The sequence below is a fragment of the Rhizobium sp. FKY42 genome (assembly GCF_005222835.1).
In the GTDB taxonomy this organism is placed as follows: Bacteria; Pseudomonadota; Alphaproteobacteria; order Rhizobiales; family Rhizobiaceae; genus Neorhizobium.
The window spans coordinates 119,465-135,866 of the sequence record NZ_STGA01000045.1; the positions used below are offsets into that span (position 1 = coordinate 119,465).

General features: G+C 57.1%; 13 protein-coding genes. 1 reads left to right on the forward strand and 12 read right to left on the reverse strand.

Features of this window, described 5'->3' with window-relative positions; genetic code table 11:
• Positions 1-12 precede the first annotated feature (12 nt).
• From E8M78_RS18325 to araD1, 12 genes are all read right to left on the reverse strand, one after another.
• A complete protein-coding gene (locus E8M78_RS18325; protein WP_137136419.1) occupies positions 13-786 on the reverse strand; it encodes an enoyl-CoA hydratase in 774 nt (257 codons plus the stop codon).
• A 22-nt stretch (positions 787-808) separates the two neighbouring features.
• Positions 809-1,951 carry an acyl-CoA dehydrogenase family protein gene (locus tag E8M78_RS18330; RefSeq protein ID WP_137136420.1) on the reverse strand — a complete coding sequence of 381 codons (1,143 nt, stop codon included), beginning with the start codon at positions 1,949-1,951 and terminating at the stop codon, positions 809-811.
• Between the two features lie 19 nt (positions 1,952-1,970).
• Positions 1,971-3,359, reverse strand: coding sequence for a dihydrolipoyl dehydrogenase (gene lpdA / locus E8M78_RS18335; protein WP_137136421.1), 1,389 nt, complete (start codon positions 3,357-3,359; stop codon positions 1,971-1,973).
• A gap of 4 nt (positions 3,360-3,363) precedes the next feature.
• Positions 3,364-4,653 carry a dihydrolipoamide acetyltransferase family protein gene (locus E8M78_RS18340; RefSeq protein ID WP_137136422.1) on the reverse strand — a complete coding sequence of 430 codons (1,290 nt, stop codon included), beginning with the start codon at positions 4,651-4,653 and terminating at the stop codon, positions 3,364-3,366.
• A 1-nt stretch (position 4,654) separates the two neighbouring features.
• Positions 4,655-5,668, reverse strand: a complete 1,014-nt coding sequence (locus E8M78_RS18345) for an alpha-ketoacid dehydrogenase subunit beta (RefSeq protein ID WP_137136423.1) — start codon at positions 5,666-5,668, stop codon at positions 4,655-4,657.
• A gap of 2 nt (positions 5,669-5,670) precedes the next feature.
• On the reverse strand, positions 5,671-6,906 hold the full coding sequence (locus E8M78_RS18350; protein ID WP_137136424.1) for a thiamine pyrophosphate-dependent enzyme: 1,236 nt from the start codon (positions 6,904-6,906) through the stop codon (positions 5,671-5,673).
• Positions 6,907-7,267: 361 nt separating this feature from the next.
• A complete protein-coding gene (mmsB, locus tag E8M78_RS18355; protein WP_137136425.1) occupies positions 7,268-8,458 on the reverse strand; it encodes a multiple monosaccharide ABC transporter permease in 1,191 nt (396 codons plus the stop codon).
• Positions 8,455-10,017: a multiple monosaccharide ABC transporter ATP-binding protein gene (gene mmsA, locus E8M78_RS18360; protein WP_137136426.1), complete on the reverse strand. Its 1,563-nt coding sequence runs from the start codon at positions 10,015-10,017 to the stop codon at positions 8,455-8,457. The genes mmsB and mmsA overlap by 4 nt, the downstream gene beginning before the upstream one ends.
• A 74-nt stretch (positions 10,018-10,091) precedes the next feature.
• Positions 10,092-11,156 carry a multiple monosaccharide ABC transporter substrate-binding protein gene (gene chvE / locus E8M78_RS18365; protein ID WP_137136427.1) on the reverse strand — a complete coding sequence of 355 codons (1,065 nt, stop codon included), beginning with the start codon at positions 11,154-11,156 and terminating at the stop codon, positions 10,092-10,094.
• Positions 11,157-11,245: 89 nt separating this feature from the next.
• Positions 11,246-13,069 (reverse strand): IlvD/Edd family dehydratase, encoded by a 1,824-nt coding sequence (locus E8M78_RS18370; RefSeq protein WP_137136428.1) that lies wholly within the window; start codon positions 13,067-13,069, stop codon positions 11,246-11,248.
• A gap of 41 nt (positions 13,070-13,110) precedes the next feature.
• On the reverse strand, positions 13,111-14,046 hold the full coding sequence (locus E8M78_RS18375) for a Gfo/Idh/MocA family oxidoreductase (protein WP_137136429.1): 936 nt from the start codon (positions 14,044-14,046) through the stop codon (positions 13,111-13,113).
• Between the two features lies 1 nt (position 14,047).
• Positions 14,048-15,037 carry an AraD1 family protein gene (araD1, locus tag E8M78_RS18380; RefSeq protein WP_137136430.1) on the reverse strand — a complete coding sequence of 330 codons (990 nt, stop codon included), beginning with the start codon at positions 15,035-15,037 and terminating at the stop codon, positions 14,048-14,050.
• Between the two features lie 473 nt (positions 15,038-15,510).
• Here araD1 and E8M78_RS18385 point away from each other — a divergent pair, with 473 nt between their 5' ends.
• The gene (locus E8M78_RS18385; protein WP_137136431.1) at positions 15,511-16,272 is read left to right on the forward strand and encodes a FadR/GntR family transcriptional regulator; all 762 of its coding nucleotides are present in this window, start codon (positions 15,511-15,513) and stop codon (positions 16,270-16,272) included.
• Positions 16,273-16,402 lie beyond the last annotated feature (130 nt).

Below are 16,402 nucleotides of genomic sequence, written 5' to 3' on the forward strand. Positions count from 1 at the left end.
AATTGCTATGCTCTACCTGTTCTTGAATTCCGCCGGTCGGCGCGCCACAAATGCGGCCATGCCTTCAGCGCGGTCTTCCAGCGCAAAGGTTGAATGAAACAGACGGCGTTCGGCCAGCAGACCTTCTGCGAGCGTGGTTTCAAAGGCGCGGTTGACCGCCTCCTTCGCCATGGCGGCCACCGGCTGCGACATGCCTGCCACAACGGCAGCAACCTTCACGGCCTCTTCCACCAGATCCGCCGCCGGGAAGACGCGGCTGACGAGACCGCAACGTTCTGCTTCGCCAGCATCCATCATGCGGCCTGTCAGCACCATATCCATGGCCTTGGACTTACCTACGAAACGGGTGAGGCGCTGCGAACCGCCCATGCCAGGAATGGTGCCGAGCTTGATTTCCGGCTGGCCGAACTTGGCCGTGTCCGATGCCAGAATGAAATCGCACATCATGGCCAGTTCGCACCCTCCGCCCAGCGCGAAGCCGGAAACGGCTGCGATGATCGGCTTTCGGCGATTGGTAAACAGCGACCATTCCGAAAATTTGTCGGTGATTGCGACATCCTGAAAGGTCAGCGGCTGCATTTCCTTGATATCCGCGCCCGCTGCAAAGGCCTTTTCTGAACCGGTCAGAACAAGGCAACCGATGCTGTCATCAGCCTCGGCTTCAGCCGTGACAGTGATCAGCTCCTGCGCCACGGTCGCATTCAAAGCATTAAGCGCTTCCGGCCTGTTGAGGCGGATAAGCAGTACACTCTCGCGACGTTCGGTCAGAATGGTTTGGTAAGTCATAGTGTCTCTCCCTTCGGCCTGCTCACGCCTGTGCAATCACCGCACGTGCCACGATCAGCCGCATAATTTCGTTCGTGCCTTCCAGAATCTGGTGAACGCGCAGGTCCCGCACGATCTTTTCGATTCCATAATCGGCAAGATAGCCATAACCACCGTGCAGTTGCAGCGCCCGGTTGGCAACCTCGAAACCGGCATCCGTCACATGCTTCTTGGCCATGGCGCAAAGCTGCGTCGCTTCCGGCAGTTTGGCATCCAGCGCCGCCGCCGCCCGCCACAGGAAGGTGCGCGAGACTTCGAGATCGATTGCCAGCTCGGCCAGCGTGAATTGAAGCGCCTGAAACTCATTCAGCTTCTGACCAAAGGCCTTGCGCTCATTGGTGTAGGCAACAGCCTTTTCGAATGCAGATTGCGCCCCACCCAGAGAGCAAGCGGCAATAGATGTACGCCCGCCATCCAGCGCTTCCATGGCAAGCTTGAAGCCCGCACCTTCCGGCCCCAGCATGGCATCGGCCTTAACCCGCACCTTGTCCAGCATCACCGTGCGGGTCGGCTGGGCGTTCCAGCCCATTTTCTTTTCATTGGCACCGAAGGAAAGGCCGCCCGCATCCTTCTCCACCAGAAAGGCAGAAACCCCTTTGGCGCCGGGGCCGCCGGTGCGCGCCATGACGACGTAGAGATCCGTAGCACCTGCTCCCGAAATGAACATCTTCTGGCCGGTCAGCAGATACTCATGGCCGTCGCGTTCGGCGCGGGTTGTCAGTGCCGCCGCATCAGAACCACATGAAGGCTCGGTAAGGCAGTAGGAGGCCAGCAGCTCACCAGTGCACAAGCGCGGCAGATAGGCGGACTTCTGCGCCTCGCTTCCATGCTTGTCGATCATGCTGGCGACCATGTTGTGGATCGACAGATAGGCGGAGAACGCAGCGCAGCCCTTGGCCAGCGCCTCATAGACCAGAACCGCCTCGACACGGCCCAGACCTGAGCCGCCATGCGCTTCCGAAACCATGATGCCGCCGAGACCGAGCGCCATGGCGCCTTTAAGCACATCCACCGGAAAATGCTTGGCCTGATCCCACTCTATCGCTTTCGGTGCGACTTCATCCTGCGCAAAGCCTTCCGCCATCTCCCGAATGGCCGTCTGCTCTTCCGTCAGCGAAAAATCCATGGGGTCTTCCTCCTCAATTTCAAGCGTGTAACGCCTTGCCCAAGCCCGCCCATGCTGCTTCCTGCACCGTTTCACCGAGTGTCGGGTGCGCATGGATGGTCGCGGCGATATCGGTCAGCGTCGCACACATCTCAAGCGCAAGCGCAAATTCTCCGGCAAATTCGGACACACCAGCGCCAACCGCCTGAATGCCGAGAACCAGACCGCTCTTCTTTTCATGCACAATGCGCACGAAACCATCAGTCCGCTCAAGCGTCATGGCGCGGCCATTGGCCCGCAGTGGATAGGTCGCAACCGCCGCATCGGCATTCGCCGCACGCGCCTCATCCGGCAAGTGGCCGACAACCACGATCTCAGGATCGGTGAAGCAGACGGCGGGGATTGCCCGCTTCTCCCAACTTGCCGCCTCGCCCGCAATCATCGCGGCTGCAATCTCCCCTTGCGCCATTGCGCGATGGGCCAGCATGGGCTCGCCGGTGACATCGCCGATGGCATAGACCTCGCGCATCGACGTCTGGCACTTGCCGTTGATCTTGATGTAACGGCCCTGCATGTCGAGGCCCAAGCTGTCCGCTCCGCAATCAGCAATGACGGGTCTGCGACCGACCGTGACCAACACCTTTTGCGCCGGGACAACGAGATCGCCATCCGATGTTTTCACCTGCAAAACGCCATTTGCATACAAGCTTGCCTGTGCATTCAGGTGCACCTCGACACCCAGCGCCTTCAGCCGCGCCTGAACCGGCCGGGAAAGCTCGCTGTCATATTGCGGCAGGATCTGCGGTCTGGCCTCCAGAATGGTCACTTGGGCGCCAAGCTTTGCATAGGCTGTGCCAATCTCAAGACCGATGTAACCACCGCCGACAACGGCCAGCGTCTCTGGCACAGTTTCCAGCGAGAGGGCCTCCGTCGAGGAGAGAATATCTCCGCCAAAGGGAAGCGATGGAACCTCGATAGGCACCGACCCACTTGCGATCACAAGATGTTCGCAGCTTATGCGCAAAAGCCCATCGGCGGTTTGAACCTCTACGGTCTTGCCATCCAGAATGCGCGCCTCGCCATCAACCTTGCGCACACCCGCCTTGCGCAACAGACCGCTCACCCCGCCGGTCAGTTGGCGGACAATGCCGTCCTTCCAGCTCATGGTTTTGGCGAGATCGATCTTCGGCGAGGACGTTAAAATTCCAAGCGCCGAATGACCCGTCGCGGCGTGTGCCACTGTATGAAACTGCTCTGCGGCATGGATCAGCGCTTTGGACGGAATACACCCAACATTGAGACATGTACCGCCAGGTGCCGCCTTCTCCACAATGATCGTATCAAGACCCGCCTGCCCCGCCCGGATGGCACAGACATAGCCGCCCGGACCAGCGCCAAGCACCAGCACTTTGCATGAAAGATCAGTCATTTGATCAATCCTTCATAAAAATCAGAGCGGGAGATTCGAGCAATGTCTTCATCTTCTGAACGAAGACTGCTGCATCCCATCCGTCAATTATGCGATGGTCGAAGCTGGCCGAGATATTCATCATGGTACGCGGCACAAAGGCGCTGCCGTTCCAGCTTGGCCGTACCGCCATGCGGTTGACGCCAAGAATGGCGACCTCGGGCTTGTTGATGATCGGCGTCGTGGCAATGGCACCCAGCGGCCCCAGAGAGGTGATGGTGATGGTGGAGCCGGAAAGTTCCTCCCGCTTGGCCTTGCCCTCCCGGCACGCATCTGCAAGACGGGTGATCTCACCCGCAAGCTGATAAGGCGAAAGCGACTGCGCATTGCGCACGACCGGCACCATCAACCCCGCTTCGGTCATCGTCGCGATGCCAATGTGAACGGCAGTGGAGTAATGCACCTCTTCGGCTTCATCGTCATAGCGGGCGAATATCTTCGGGCAGGTTTCCTTCGCCTTGACCAGTGCCGCCGCAATGAGCGGCAGGATCGTCAGTTTCGGTTTGTCGCCCCGGCTCTCGTTCAGTTTGGCGCGCAGAGCCTCGATTTCAGTGACATCCACTTCTTCCACGACGGTGATATGCGGGATAGTGGCGTTGGCCTCGCTCATGCGCTTTGCAATCATACGCCTCAGGCCGACGACCTTCACGGTTTCCACTGTTTCCGGGCCGGACACCGAACGATCCTTCGCCTGCCCGACGTTCTGGAACAGGTTATCGAGGTCTGCGTGGGTGATGCGACCTGCTGGTCCGCTACCCGCAACGCCCCTGAGGTCGATACCGTTTTCCCTGGCGCGGGCGCGAACTGCAGGCGAAGCAAGAACAGCGGCACCTTCTGCGCGCGGAGGAATGGCAGCTGTGGCAATGGTTGCTGGCCGATTTTCCACCACCTTCAGCGAAGGCGGTGATTTCAGCGGGCAGTTGTCCGCCTGCACATTGCCTTCCGGCCTGGATGCCTGGGCGGGCTGCGCTGGAGTAGCGGCAGGGGGCGAAGCGGTATCATTTCCACCTTCTGTCTCATCCTCGATGCGAATGAGGTCCGACCCGATGGCGAGCGTCTTGCCTACCTCGCCGCCGATCCAGATAACCTTGCCGCTATAGGCAGACGTAATTTCCACCGTCGCCTTGTCCGTCATGACGGCAGCAATCGGATCGTCCTCGCGTACCAGATCACCCGGTTTGACGAGGATTTCTGTGACTTCGGCTTCCGTTACACCTTCGCCGACATCCGGCAGACGGATTGTTCTGATCCCCATCTCAAGCCTCCATCACTGCTTTGAGGGCGCGAGATACGCGCTCCTGGCCGGGGAAATAATCCCATTCAAGTGCATGCGGATAAGGCGCATCCCAACCCGTCACACGCTGGACCGGGGCTTCGAGATGGTAGAAACAGGCTTCCTGCACGATGGCGATGATTTCGCCAGCCAGGCCTGAGGTTTTCGTTGCCTCATGCAGTACCACGCAGCGCCCGGTCTTTCGCACCGATTCCTCGATTGCCTCCAGATCAAGCGGCAGGAGCGAACGCAGATCGATAATTTCAGCATCGATGCCAAGCGAATTGACCGCAGCTTCCGCAACGAAAACCATCGTCCCATAGGTGAGAATGGTCACTGCCGCACCTTCCCGGTGGACCCGCGCCTTGCCGATCGGGATTGAGTAGTGTCCCTCTGGCACCTCGCCCAGCGCATGATTTTTCCAACTTTGGGCCGGTGCCTTGTGATCGCCGTTGAATGGACCGTTATAGAGGCGCTTCGGTTCCAGAAAGATCACTGGATCCGGATCTTCCATCGCTGAGATGAGCAGGCCCTTGGCATCGTGCGGCGTGCAGGGCAGTACTACTTTCAAGCCTGCCACATGCGTAAACAGGGCTTCAGGGCTCTGGCTATGCGTCTGCCCGCCGAAGATACCGCCGCCGGTCGGCATGCGGATGACGATAGGGCAGGAGAACTGCTCATTGGACCGATGGCGGATGCGGGCCGCTTCCTGCGTGATCTGATCATAGGCCGGATAGACATAATCGGCGAACTGGATTTCCACGCAAGGCTTCATGCCCTGTGCAGCCATGCCGATGCCGAGACCGACGATGGCACTTTCGTTAATCGGTGTATCGAACACCCGCTCTTCGCCGTACTTCTTCTGCAACCCGGATGTGCAGCGGAAGACGCCGCCAAAGTAACCCACATCTTCTCCGAAGATGACGACCTTCGGGTCGCGCGCCAGCATCACATCCATCGCATCGCGAAGGGCTTCAATCATCGTCAGTTGCGCCATGGTCAAACCCCCAATTCCTGCCGCTGACGGCGGATATGTTCAGGCATTTCGGCGTAGACACCCTTGAAGATGGTGGCTCCGGGAATGGGCTTTGGATCGATCATCGTACCGGCAGCCTCAACGCGCTTCTGCACTTCGACCACCGTCGAGAGCACTTCCGCTTCCGCCTGGACGTGTCGCTGTTCGCTCCATTCACCAATGTGGATGAGGTGCTTCTTCAATCGGTCTATGGGGTCGCCGAAGGGCCACGCCTTGCCTTCGTCTCTCGGGCGGTAGGCGCTGGGATCGTCGGATGAGGAATGCGCACCCACCCGGTAGGTATACCATTCGATCAGGACAGGCCCATGGTCTGCACGCACGCGCCGTGTTGCCCATTCCGAAACTGCCAGCACCGCAAGGTAATCATTGCCATCGACGCGAATGGCCGGGATCCCATAGCCTAGAGCGCGCGCGGCGTAGGTTCTGCCCCTACCCTTGGCGACGCCGGTATAGGTCGAGATGGCCCACTGGTTATTCACGACGTTCAAGATCACGGGCGGACTGTATGATGATGCCGAAAGGAGCGCCGTATGGAAATCGTTGGATGCGGTTGAACCATCACCGATCCAGCCGATCGAGATGTTATCCTTCTGGGTAAGCGCATTGGCCATGGCCCAGCCAACCGCATGTACATATTGCGTGCCGAGATTGCCGGAAACGGTGAAATATCCATAGTCACGGGCGGAATGTAGCGTTGGCAGTTGGCGGCCCTGCAGCGGATCGAAAGCGTTGGAATAAAACTGGCCCAGCAACATTTCCAGCGGATAGCCGCCGGCGATCAGCAGACCCTGCTGGCGATAGGTGGGGAAGTTCATGTCGCCCGCCTTCAGACAGCGCTGAAAGCCGCAGGCTATCGCCTCTTCCCCGACGCCCTGAATGTAGAAGGACATCTTGCCTTGCCGCTGCGCATTCATCATGCGCATGTCGATGGTGCGTGACATCATCATATCGCGGAGACCGGCACGAAGCGTATCGACGTCGAACCGGGTCAAGAATTCGGCCCAGGGTCCAACTGCTTCGCCATTCTCATCCATGACACGGATGAGTGAATTGGCATGCTCGACGCAATCCGCAGCGGTCACATCAAGCGGCAGAACAGGCAACAGGCCCGCTTTTGGAATCTCCACTGAGGAGAAATCAGGCGTCTGTCCCGGTCTTGCGGGCGGGTGCGCGAAAGATAGTTTGCAATGCGAAGTCACGTTCTTCTCCTCCAAAGAAGTGCATTCGTTCAATTTGAAATCTATGTCCGGCAGTGCTCGGAAAACCTCCTGCCCTCGCTCTTCCGGTCAATCTGATGGCTGTGCTGCCGCTCCTCCTGCTGCAAGAACGCCTCTGATCTCGCTACAATGGTAGTCTCGACCTGCCCGAAATGTCCTGATTATGTTGAGCGTGACAGCGCATGAGCCGGAAAGGACGACTGCTAATTTGCGCAATTAAAGTTCGCGGGCTGCCAAGCTGTCGAATTGCAGCCCGAGAAAATGACTCTGCGTCAAAAAACGAAGAAGCCGCGCACCTTGCGATGCGCGGCCTGCGAGACAGTCGAATTGCTTGAGAGGATGCTTAACGACGCTGATTGTAGACGTCGACGCAGACTGCACCGAGCAGAACGAGACCCTTGATGACCTGCTGATAGTCGATGCCGATACCGAGGATGGACATGCCGTTGTTCATGACGCCCATAAGGAAGGCGCCGATAACAGCACCGGTAACCTTACCAACGCCACCATAGGCGGATGCACCGCCGATGAAGCAGGCGGCGATAACGTCCAGCTCGAAACCTGCACCGGCCTTCGGGGTGGCGCTGTTGAGGCGCGCTGCAACCACGAGGCCACCCAGAGCTGCCAGTACGCCCATATTTACAAAGGTGCCGAACACGAGACGCTGGGTCTTGATACCAGAGAGTTCGGCCGCGCGCGCATTGCCACCCACAGCGTAGATCTGGCGGCCGATAATCGTACGGTTGGTAAAGAAACCATAAGCGGCAATCAAAAGCGCCATGATGATCAGAACGTTCGGCATACCGCGGTGAGACGCGATCAGATAGGCGACATAGCTGATGCTGGCGAGGACAAGGATATTCTTTGCAATGAAGAAACCAAAAGGCTCGGTTTCAACACCGTGCGACATGCGACGTCCGCGGTTCTTGATGTTCTGCCAGACAAGAAAGGCCGCAACCGCGACGCCCAGAATGAGCGATGTCAGATAGAGCCCGCCTTCAGACGAGATGAATTCCGGAATGAAGCCGGATGACAGCCGCTGGAACGTTACATCGAACGGACCAATCGAGCGACCGCTGAGTACGGCGATCATCAGACCACGGAAAACCAGCATGCCGGCAAGGGTTACGATGAACGATGGAATCTTCAGATAGGCAACGAAATAGCCCTGCACAGCACCGATTACACCGCCGAGGACCAGGCAGATGATGCAGGCCGTGACGAAATCAAAGTTGTATTGGACCATCATCATGGCGGCGACTGCGCCGATGAAGCCTGCCACGGAACCGACCGAGAGGTCGATATGGCCGGTCACGATGATCATCAACATGCCGAGCGCCATAATGACGATATAGCTGTTCTGCAGAATGATGTTCGTCAGGTTCAGCGGCTTCAGAAGAATGCCGCCTGTGGCAAACTGGAAGAAGATGACGATGACGAGAAGCGACATCAGCATCCCGTATTCGCGCAGGTTGTCCTTGATGAAACCGGCGACGCTCTGTGTTGCCGGTGCAGTTGTTTCAGGCGTGCTCATTCGTCTCTCCCCTTGCGGCGCATGATAGCGCGCATGATGTTCTCCTGGGTGGCTTCGGTGCCGGCAACTTCGCCGACGAATTCACCCTCATGCATCACCAGGATGCGATCGCAAATCCCGATCAGCTCCGGCATTTCCGAGGAGATCACCACGACTGCCTTTCCGGCATCCGCGAGTTCGTTGATAATAGAATAAATTTCGTACTTAGCACCGACGTCGATACCGCGGGTCGGCTCGTCGAGGATCAAGAGATCAGGGTTTGTGAACAGCCATTTCGACAGCACGACCTTTTGCTGGTTGCCGCCGGAAAGCTTGCCGGTTTCCTGATAGACATTGTGGCTGCGGATGCGCATACGCGCCCGAAACTCCTGCGCGACCTTCATTTCTGAAATGTCGTCGATCACACTGCTGCGTGAGACGCCCGGCAGGTTTGCCAGCGAGATATTCTTGCGAATGTCTTCCGCCAGGATCAACCCGAGATGCTTGCGGTCCTCCGTCACATATGCCAGGCCCGCATCGATCGCCTTGGTAACCGTCGAAACGTCGACAGGCTTGCCATGCATCTTCACTGTGCCGGTGATACTGCGGCCCCAGGAACGGCCGAACACGCTCATCGCAAACTCGGTGCGACCCGCACCCATCAAACCGGAAATACCGACGACTTCGCCCGCGCGAACCTTCAACGAAAGGTTCTTCACGACCTGACGATGCGTGTGCTGCGGATGATAGACGGACCAGTCATCCACCTCGAAGATCATCTCGCCGATCTTCGGCGTACGCTTCGGGTAACGGCTTTCCATATCGCGGTCGACCATCTTGCGGATGATCTCGTCTTCCGGCACGACGCCAGCGTGGCAATCCATAGTATCGACGGAGCGACCATCGCGCAGAACCGTGATGCGATCGGCGACCTCGGAAATCTCGTTCAGCTTGTGGCTGATCATGATCGAGGTGATGCCCTGATTGCGAAACTCCTTGAGGAGTTCCAGCAGTGCAGCACTGTCTGTCTCGTTAAGTGACGCAGTCGGCTCATCAAGAATGAGAAGACGCACGTCCTTCGACAAGGCTTTCGCGATTTCAACCAGCTGCTGCTTGCCGACACCGAGATTGGTAATCAAAGTATCCGGCTGCTCGTTCAGGCCTACCTTGGCCAGCAAGGCCTTGGTGCGCTCGTGCACGGCCGAACGGTCGATCACGCCGAAACGCGATGGAGCGTTAGCGAGGAATATGTTTTCGGCAATCGACAGGAGCGGAATCAGCGCAAGCTCCTGGTGAATAATGATGATGCCCAGTGCCTCAGTATCGTTGATATCGCGAAACTGGCGGTCTTCTCCCGAGAACAGGATAGAGCCTTCATAGCTGCCATGCGGATAGACGCCGGACAGAACCTTCATGAGTGTAGATTTACCAGCGCCGTTTTCACCGACGAGCGCGTGAATTTCGCCCTCGCGAACGGTGAACGAGACGTCGGTCAAAGCCTTAACAACACCGAACGACTTGGAAATGCCACGCATTTCGAGAATCGGGGGGCGTTCAGCCGCATTGACGTGTGCGAGCATGCCATCATCTCCGATGGGAAACAAAGAATACGGCGACGCGGTTTCAACGCGCCGCCGCACTATCGATACAGGAATTACTTCAGCTGGTCTTCCTTGTAGTAACCGCTGCCAACCAGAACTTCCTTCCAGTTGGTCTTGTCAACAGCAACCGGCTTCAACAGGTAGGAAGGAACAACCTTCTTGCCGTTGTCGTAGGTCTTCGTGTCGTTGACAGTCGGCTCCTTGCCGCTCATCGCAGCATCAACCATGTCGACGGTAACCTTGGCGAGTTCGCGGGTATCCTTGAAGATAGTGGAGTACTGTTCGCCAGCGATGATGGACTTAACAGACGGAACTTCTGCGTCCTGACCGGAAACGAACGGCATTGCAACGCCGCCGGAACCGTAACCTACGCCCTTGAGCGAGGACAGGATGCCGATGGAGATACCGTCATAAGGAGACAGAACAGCGTTGACCTTCTTGTCGGCATAGAATGCAGACAGGATGGCGTCCATACGAGCCTGAGCGGTTGCACCGTCCCAACGCAGCGTGGAAACCTTGTCCATGCCAACCTGGCCGGAACCAACCTTCAGAACGCCCTTGTCGATCAGCGGCTGGAGAACGCTCATGGCGCCATTGTAGAAGAAGAAGGCGTTGTTATCGTCCGGCGAACCGCCGAAGAGTTCGATGTAGAACGGACCCTTTTCGGTATCAGCCTTGAGGGCCTTTACCAGCGTCGTGGCCTGCAGAACACCAACCTGGAAGTTGTCGAACGTCGCATAGTAGCTGACATTGGGCGTATCGCGGATCAGGCGGTCATAAGCGATGACCTTGATCTTCTTATCAGCAGCCTGCTGCAGAACGTCCGAAAGCGTGGTGCCGTCGATCGATGCGATCACGAGCACTTTCGCACCCTTCGTGATCATGTTCTCGATCTGCGAGAGCTGGTTCGGAATGTCGTCTTCTGCATACTGCAGGTCGACCGAATAACCACGCTCCTTGAGAACCTTCACCATGTTGTCGCCATCGGCGATCCAGCGGGCGGAGGACTTGGTTGGCATGGCAACGCCGACCAGACCCTTGTCAGCAGCGCTGACCGGGCCAGCGAAGGCCATAGCGGCAAACATCGCGGCAGTCGTCAAATACTTCAAAATTTTCATTCTTGCTCTCCTCCTTGGTCGAGCCCCCCATCGAGCTCGCCATTGTTGGCAACAGGAATCAGAGCCTGATTCCTGCCGTTTCTTTTCTATCAGTGATTGTCGCGCGGAATACCTTCCGTTTGAGCAATGCGCTGATATTTCACAGCCGGCTCCAGAACGGCGCCGGTCTCCATCTGCCCAACGATACCGCGCTGGATTTCCTGCCACGGTGTCTGGTGCTTCGGATATTGATAGCCGCCTTTTGCTTCCAGTTCGCGACGGCGCTCTGCAAGCTCTTCTGCGGAAATGAGAATATCTGCCGTTCCACGACCCACGTCGATGCGAACGCGGTCGCCGGTCTTCAGAAGTGCGAGACCCCCACCTGCAGCGGCTTCTGGCGAAGCATTGAGAATGGACGGACTACCCGATGTGCCGGACTGGCGGCCATCGCCGATACACGGCAAGGATGTAACACCCTTGTTCAGCAAATAGCTGGGTGCACGCATATTCACGACTTCCGCCGCGCCGGGATAGCCAATGGGACCGGCACCACGCATGAACAGAACCGTGTTCTCGTCAATACCCAGCGCCGGGTCATCAATGCGATGGTGATAATCTTCCGGTCCATCGAACACCACTGCCTTGCCTTCGAAGGCTTCTGGATCGTTCGGGTTCGAAAGATAACGATCGCGGAATTCCTTGGAGATCACGCTCGTCTTCATGATGGCCGACGAGAACAGATTACCACGAAGCACTCGGAAACCCGCACGCTCCTTCAATGGCTGATCGTAAGGACGAATGACCTTTTCGTCTTCGATCACGGCGCCGCGGCAGTTTTCGCCGATGGTCTTGCCGTTCACGGTCATGGCATTTTCGTGGATGAGACCCTGCTGCATCAACTGGTTGACGACTGCCGGTACGCCGCCCGCATGATAGTAATCTTCACCGAGATATTCGCCAGCCGGCTGAAGATTGACGAGAAGCGGGATTTCTTCGCCATACTTCTGCCAATCATCAACCGTCAGTTCGACCCCAAGGTGACGCGCAAGACCATTAAGATGGATCGGCGCATTGGTAGAGCCGCCGATGGCCGAGTTGACGCGGATCGCGTTGACGAAGGCTTCCTTCGTCATGATGTCCGATGGCTTAAGGTCTTCCTTCACCATCTCAACAATACGGAGGCCCGTGAGGTAGGAAATTTCCTGACGATCACGATAGGGAGCCGGAATGGCGGCTGAGCCGGGAAGCTGCATGCCGAGAGCTTCCGCCAGCGAGTTCATGGTCGTCGCGGTGCCCATGGTGTTGCAGTAACCGGTCGAAGGTGCAGACGACGCAACCAGCTTTACGAAACCGGCATAATCAATCTCGCCCTTGGCCAGCAGCTCGCGCGCTTTCCAGACGATAGTTCCTGAACCGGTCCGTTCTCCACGGAACCAGCCGTTCAGCATCGGGCCAACAGAAAGAGCGATAGCCGGAATGTTGACGGTGGCCGCAGCCATCAGACAGGCAGGCGTTGTCTTGTCACAGCCGATGGTCAAAACCACGCCATCCAGCGGATAGCCATAGAGAACTTCGACGAGACCGAGATAGGCGAGGTTACGGTCCAGACCCGCCGTCGGACGCTTGCCCGTTTCCTGGATGGGATGCACCGGAAACTCGATGGCAATACCGCCTGCTTCGCGGATACCTTCGCGCAGACGATTGGCCAGTTCCAGGTGATGACGGTTGCACGGCGAAAGGTCCGAACCGGTCTGGGCGATGCCGATAATCGGGCGATCAGACTGAAGCTCAGCCTGGCTGAGGCCGAAATTCATGTAACGCTCAAGATAGAGCGCCGTCATGTCCGCATTGGCGGGATTGTCGAACCAAGCACGCGAGCGCAGCTTCCCGTTCGGACCGGTTGCAGTTTTGGTGGGCAAATTGTCGTTGCTCATGATCTTCTTCTCACGAGAGGAATAGGTTCAGACGGCGCAAATCAATCTTCGAAAGACTCAACGACATTGCGACGGCCAAGCATAAAGGCATCTGCGACATGTACCAGCGGGGAGAAGTCTGTGTCCGACCGCTTCGAGGAGACAAGGTCAACGAAATGCTTATAGAGGTTACGGTATTCGCGATCCTCTTCCACGATCTGCGCCTCGCCATTGACGATAAGGCGGCTGCCACCGTGTGTGAGAACCACATCACCTTCCTGGGTGGAAACGCGAATATCCCAGGTCTGCGGCCCCGTCTGGCGCCAGTCGAAGGCGGCCTTGATGGCTATGCCACTTGCCGTCTGGAATTCCAGATCAGCTGCGATGGGTGCCGCCCTGTTTGCCGGGAAGGAGAGCTCTGAAGAAACCAGATGGAAGCTTTCAGGCATGATGCGGGTGACAATCGACAATGCATTGATGCCAGGATCGAAGACACCGAGCCCCCCCGGCTCCCAGATCCAGGCTTGCCCCGGATGCCAGTGGCGAACGTCTTCCTTCCATTCGACTTCGACAGACTGGATGCGGCGCTCGGCCAGAAGACGACGCGCCGGTTCAACGGCAGCTGCCTCGCGAGAATGCCAGGTCGCGAACAGGCTGACACCCTGTTTGCGCGCCAAAGCTTCCAGTGCAAAAACCTCCGCAATCGTAGCGCCCGGCGGCTTTTCAAGCATCACGTGCTTCCCAGCCATCAGCGCCGCGCGCGCCTGCTCAAACCGTCCCTGCGGGGGCGTACAAAGCGAAACCGCGTCAACATCGATATCGGCCGCCAGAAGCGCATCGATGTCGGAAAAACAATGGATATTCTCAAGCGAAGCATTGCGGCTGGCAACGGCTACCAGATCAATGCCACTCGTTGCCGCAATAGCACCAAGATGTTGATCGCGTGCGATTTTCCCGAGCCCAACAATGGCAAGACGAATATTCGGCACAGGCATCACCTCAAAGCTTACGAACAGAAACCGGACGCTCGTTCGCAACTGCGAGAGCGTTGCGCAACGGGAGCTTGAACGGTGCCGCTTCAATCTCAAACACGTCACCCGGCTCTGTCTTTATCCCTTCCGAGAACGACAAGGTCGCCGTCCCGAAGAAATGGACATGGAGGTCGCCCGGACGACGGAACAGATCGTACTTGAAATTATGATACTCCAGGTTCGCGATCGCATGCGACATATTCGCCTCACCGGACAGAAAAGGCTTTTCGAAGATCACGTCAGTCCCGCGAATGACTTTCGAGGTCCCTTCCACATGATCCGGCAGATCACCAACGAGCAGCTCAGGTCCGAGCGCCGCCTCGCGCAGCTTGGAGTGCGCCAGCCAAAGATAATTGCCCTTCTCGGTCACATGGTCGGAAAACTCGTTGGCAAGACAGAAACCAAGACGGAAGGGAGTGCCATCCGAACCAATCAGATAGACGCCAGCCAATTCAGGCTCCTCACCACCATCGAGAGCGAACGCGGGAGAAACGAGATCCTCTCCTGTGGCCTTCAGCTGTGATCCATCACCTTTGTAGAACCATTCAGGCTGCACACCGGCCTCACCAGCCTTTGGCTTGCCGCCCTCGACGCCCATGAGGAACATCCGCATGGAATCAGTTGGCTTTTCAGCCGACTGCGCTGCCTTGTGCATCTTGTCACGACCATCGGCAGAACCCAGATGCGTCAGACCGGTACCAGCGACAACGAAGTGTGCAGGGTCCGGATGTGACACAGGCAGCAGCAAACGCCTTTCGCGCGCAGCAGCATCAAGGTCCACAACCTCACCCAGAGCAGACTGCGAAAGTTGTTCGGCAAACGTGCGGCCAGCGGCAATGGCCCGCAGGGCAAGATCATATACGGAAGCTACACCTTCCACGATCCGCGCGTCGTCCTCACCATTCCAGGCAACAACACGCGCCTGCCCATTGACCGAAACCTGCAGTAGTCTCAACATCGATATAATTCCGTTTGTGAAGCTACGACTCCCTCGTAGCGCCTCCCTGCGCGTCCGCGCCGTCAAAAATATGACTATTAGCACGTACCGGGCTTTGTCAAGCGACCGACTTTTTCGAATACCTCATTCTAGACAGGCGCCATTTGCCAAATTTTAAATCGATTTGCAAGATTTGTATCGATTTAAACTGTGATTTTCACCGCGTTTTGCGACGTGAAAGAAGAACTATCTTTTCAAAAGTATGATTTTATGATCTTCATTCGCTCATTCGTTTTTTCAGCGTAGCGATCGGGAGAACCAAAACTGCTTGCGTTGCGGAAGCCTCGAGGATGCGGGCATACTGTAGTAATGCTGCATCTTACAATGATTTTGGTTTTGGAAACGCAACGGTTCGCAATTAAGTCGCAAAATGGCGTGCGATTCGCTAGGGGAAGCGTGCGTGCAGGCGTTGGGATAGAGTCAGGGAGAGAGACGTGGGCCTTCTGGAATCGGCAATTACGGGCAAAAAGCGGAGCAGCAGCCATGCGCATGTCGTGGCAGAACTCGGGAGCTCCATTGTGTCGGGCCGCATTTCAGTCGGCACTATTTTGCCAGGCGACAACGAACTGACGCAACGCTTCAACGTCTCGAGAACCGTCCTGCGAGAAGCGATGAAAACCCTCGCAGCCAAAGGGTTGATTGAACCGAAAGCCAAGGTGGGAACTCGCGTTCTGCCGAGCGATAAATGGAATTTCTTTGATCCGGACGTTCTTGGCTGGCGTTTCGATGCCGGAATCGACCAGACATTTACCGATTATCTCGCTGAAATCCGCCTGGCGCTGGAACCTGCTGCGGCGGCGGCAGCTGCAATACGCGCCACGAGTGACGATATCGTGGCTCTTTATGCTATTGCAGCAAAGTTCGATAATCTCTCTCATACACCTGAATCTATTGCCAAGGTTGATCTGGATTTTCACATCGCCATCGCCCGCATGTCAGGGAATCCCTTTATGCGTTCTGCGACGGCTTTGATCGAGGCGGCACTCGCGATCTCATTTAGACTATCGTCGCCTGCTGCATCGCCCGAGATGATTGACGCCATTGCCGATAATCACCTGCGCATCGCTCACGCAATCGCATCCCGCGACCCGGAAAAAGCGGTTGCTGCCATGCGCCACGTCATTGATGTCGGACGAAGCCGTATCACCAGATGCTTGACCGAAGGCCAGATCCCGATCTCATCAACGTCGGCTTAAGAGTCCGGATCTTCGCCACAACATTTATTCATTTGGAAGCAGTCTGGAAACCGGACTGCTGACGGCTCTGTTGCAAAAAATTGACTGATCGGCGACAGAGCGCTGGTGATTTTCTGCGAGACTTTTGATG

What these genes read in the sequence shown, in the direction of transcription:
- E8M78_RS18325 (WP_137136419.1), bottom strand. Translation starts at nt 786, where the DNA reads ATGACTTACCAAACCATTCTGACCGAACGTCGCGAGAGTGTACTGCTT.
- E8M78_RS18330 (WP_137136420.1), bottom strand. Translation starts at nt 1,951, where the DNA reads ATGGATTTTTCGCTGACGGAAGAGCAGACGGCCATTCGGGAGATGGCG.
- lpdA (WP_137136421.1), bottom strand. Translation starts at nt 3,359, where the DNA reads ATGACTGATCTTTCATGCAAAGTGCTGGTGCTTGGCGCTGGTCCGGGC.
- E8M78_RS18340 (WP_137136422.1), bottom strand. Translation starts at nt 4,653, where the DNA reads ATGGGGATCAGAACAATCCGTCTGCCGGATGTCGGCGAAGGTGTAACG.
- E8M78_RS18345 (WP_137136423.1), bottom strand. Translation starts at nt 5,668, where the DNA reads ATGGCGCAACTGACGATGATTGAAGCCCTTCGCGATGCGATGGATGTG.
- mmsB (WP_137136425.1), bottom strand. Translation starts at nt 8,458, where the DNA reads ATGAGCACGCCTGAAACAACTGCACCGGCAACACAGAGCGTCGCCGGT.
- mmsA (WP_137136426.1), bottom strand. Translation starts at nt 10,017, where the DNA reads ATGCTCGCACACGTCAATGCGGCTGAACGCCCCCCGATTCTCGAAATG.
- chvE (WP_137136427.1), bottom strand. Translation starts at nt 11,156, where the DNA reads ATGAAAATTTTGAAGTATTTGACGACTGCCGCGATGTTTGCCGCTATG.
- E8M78_RS18370 (WP_137136428.1), bottom strand. Translation starts at nt 13,069, where the DNA reads ATGAGCAACGACAATTTGCCCACCAAAACTGCAACCGGTCCGAACGGG.
- araD1 (WP_137136430.1), bottom strand. Translation starts at nt 15,037, where the DNA reads ATGTTGAGACTACTGCAGGTTTCGGTCAATGGGCAGGCGCGTGTTGTT.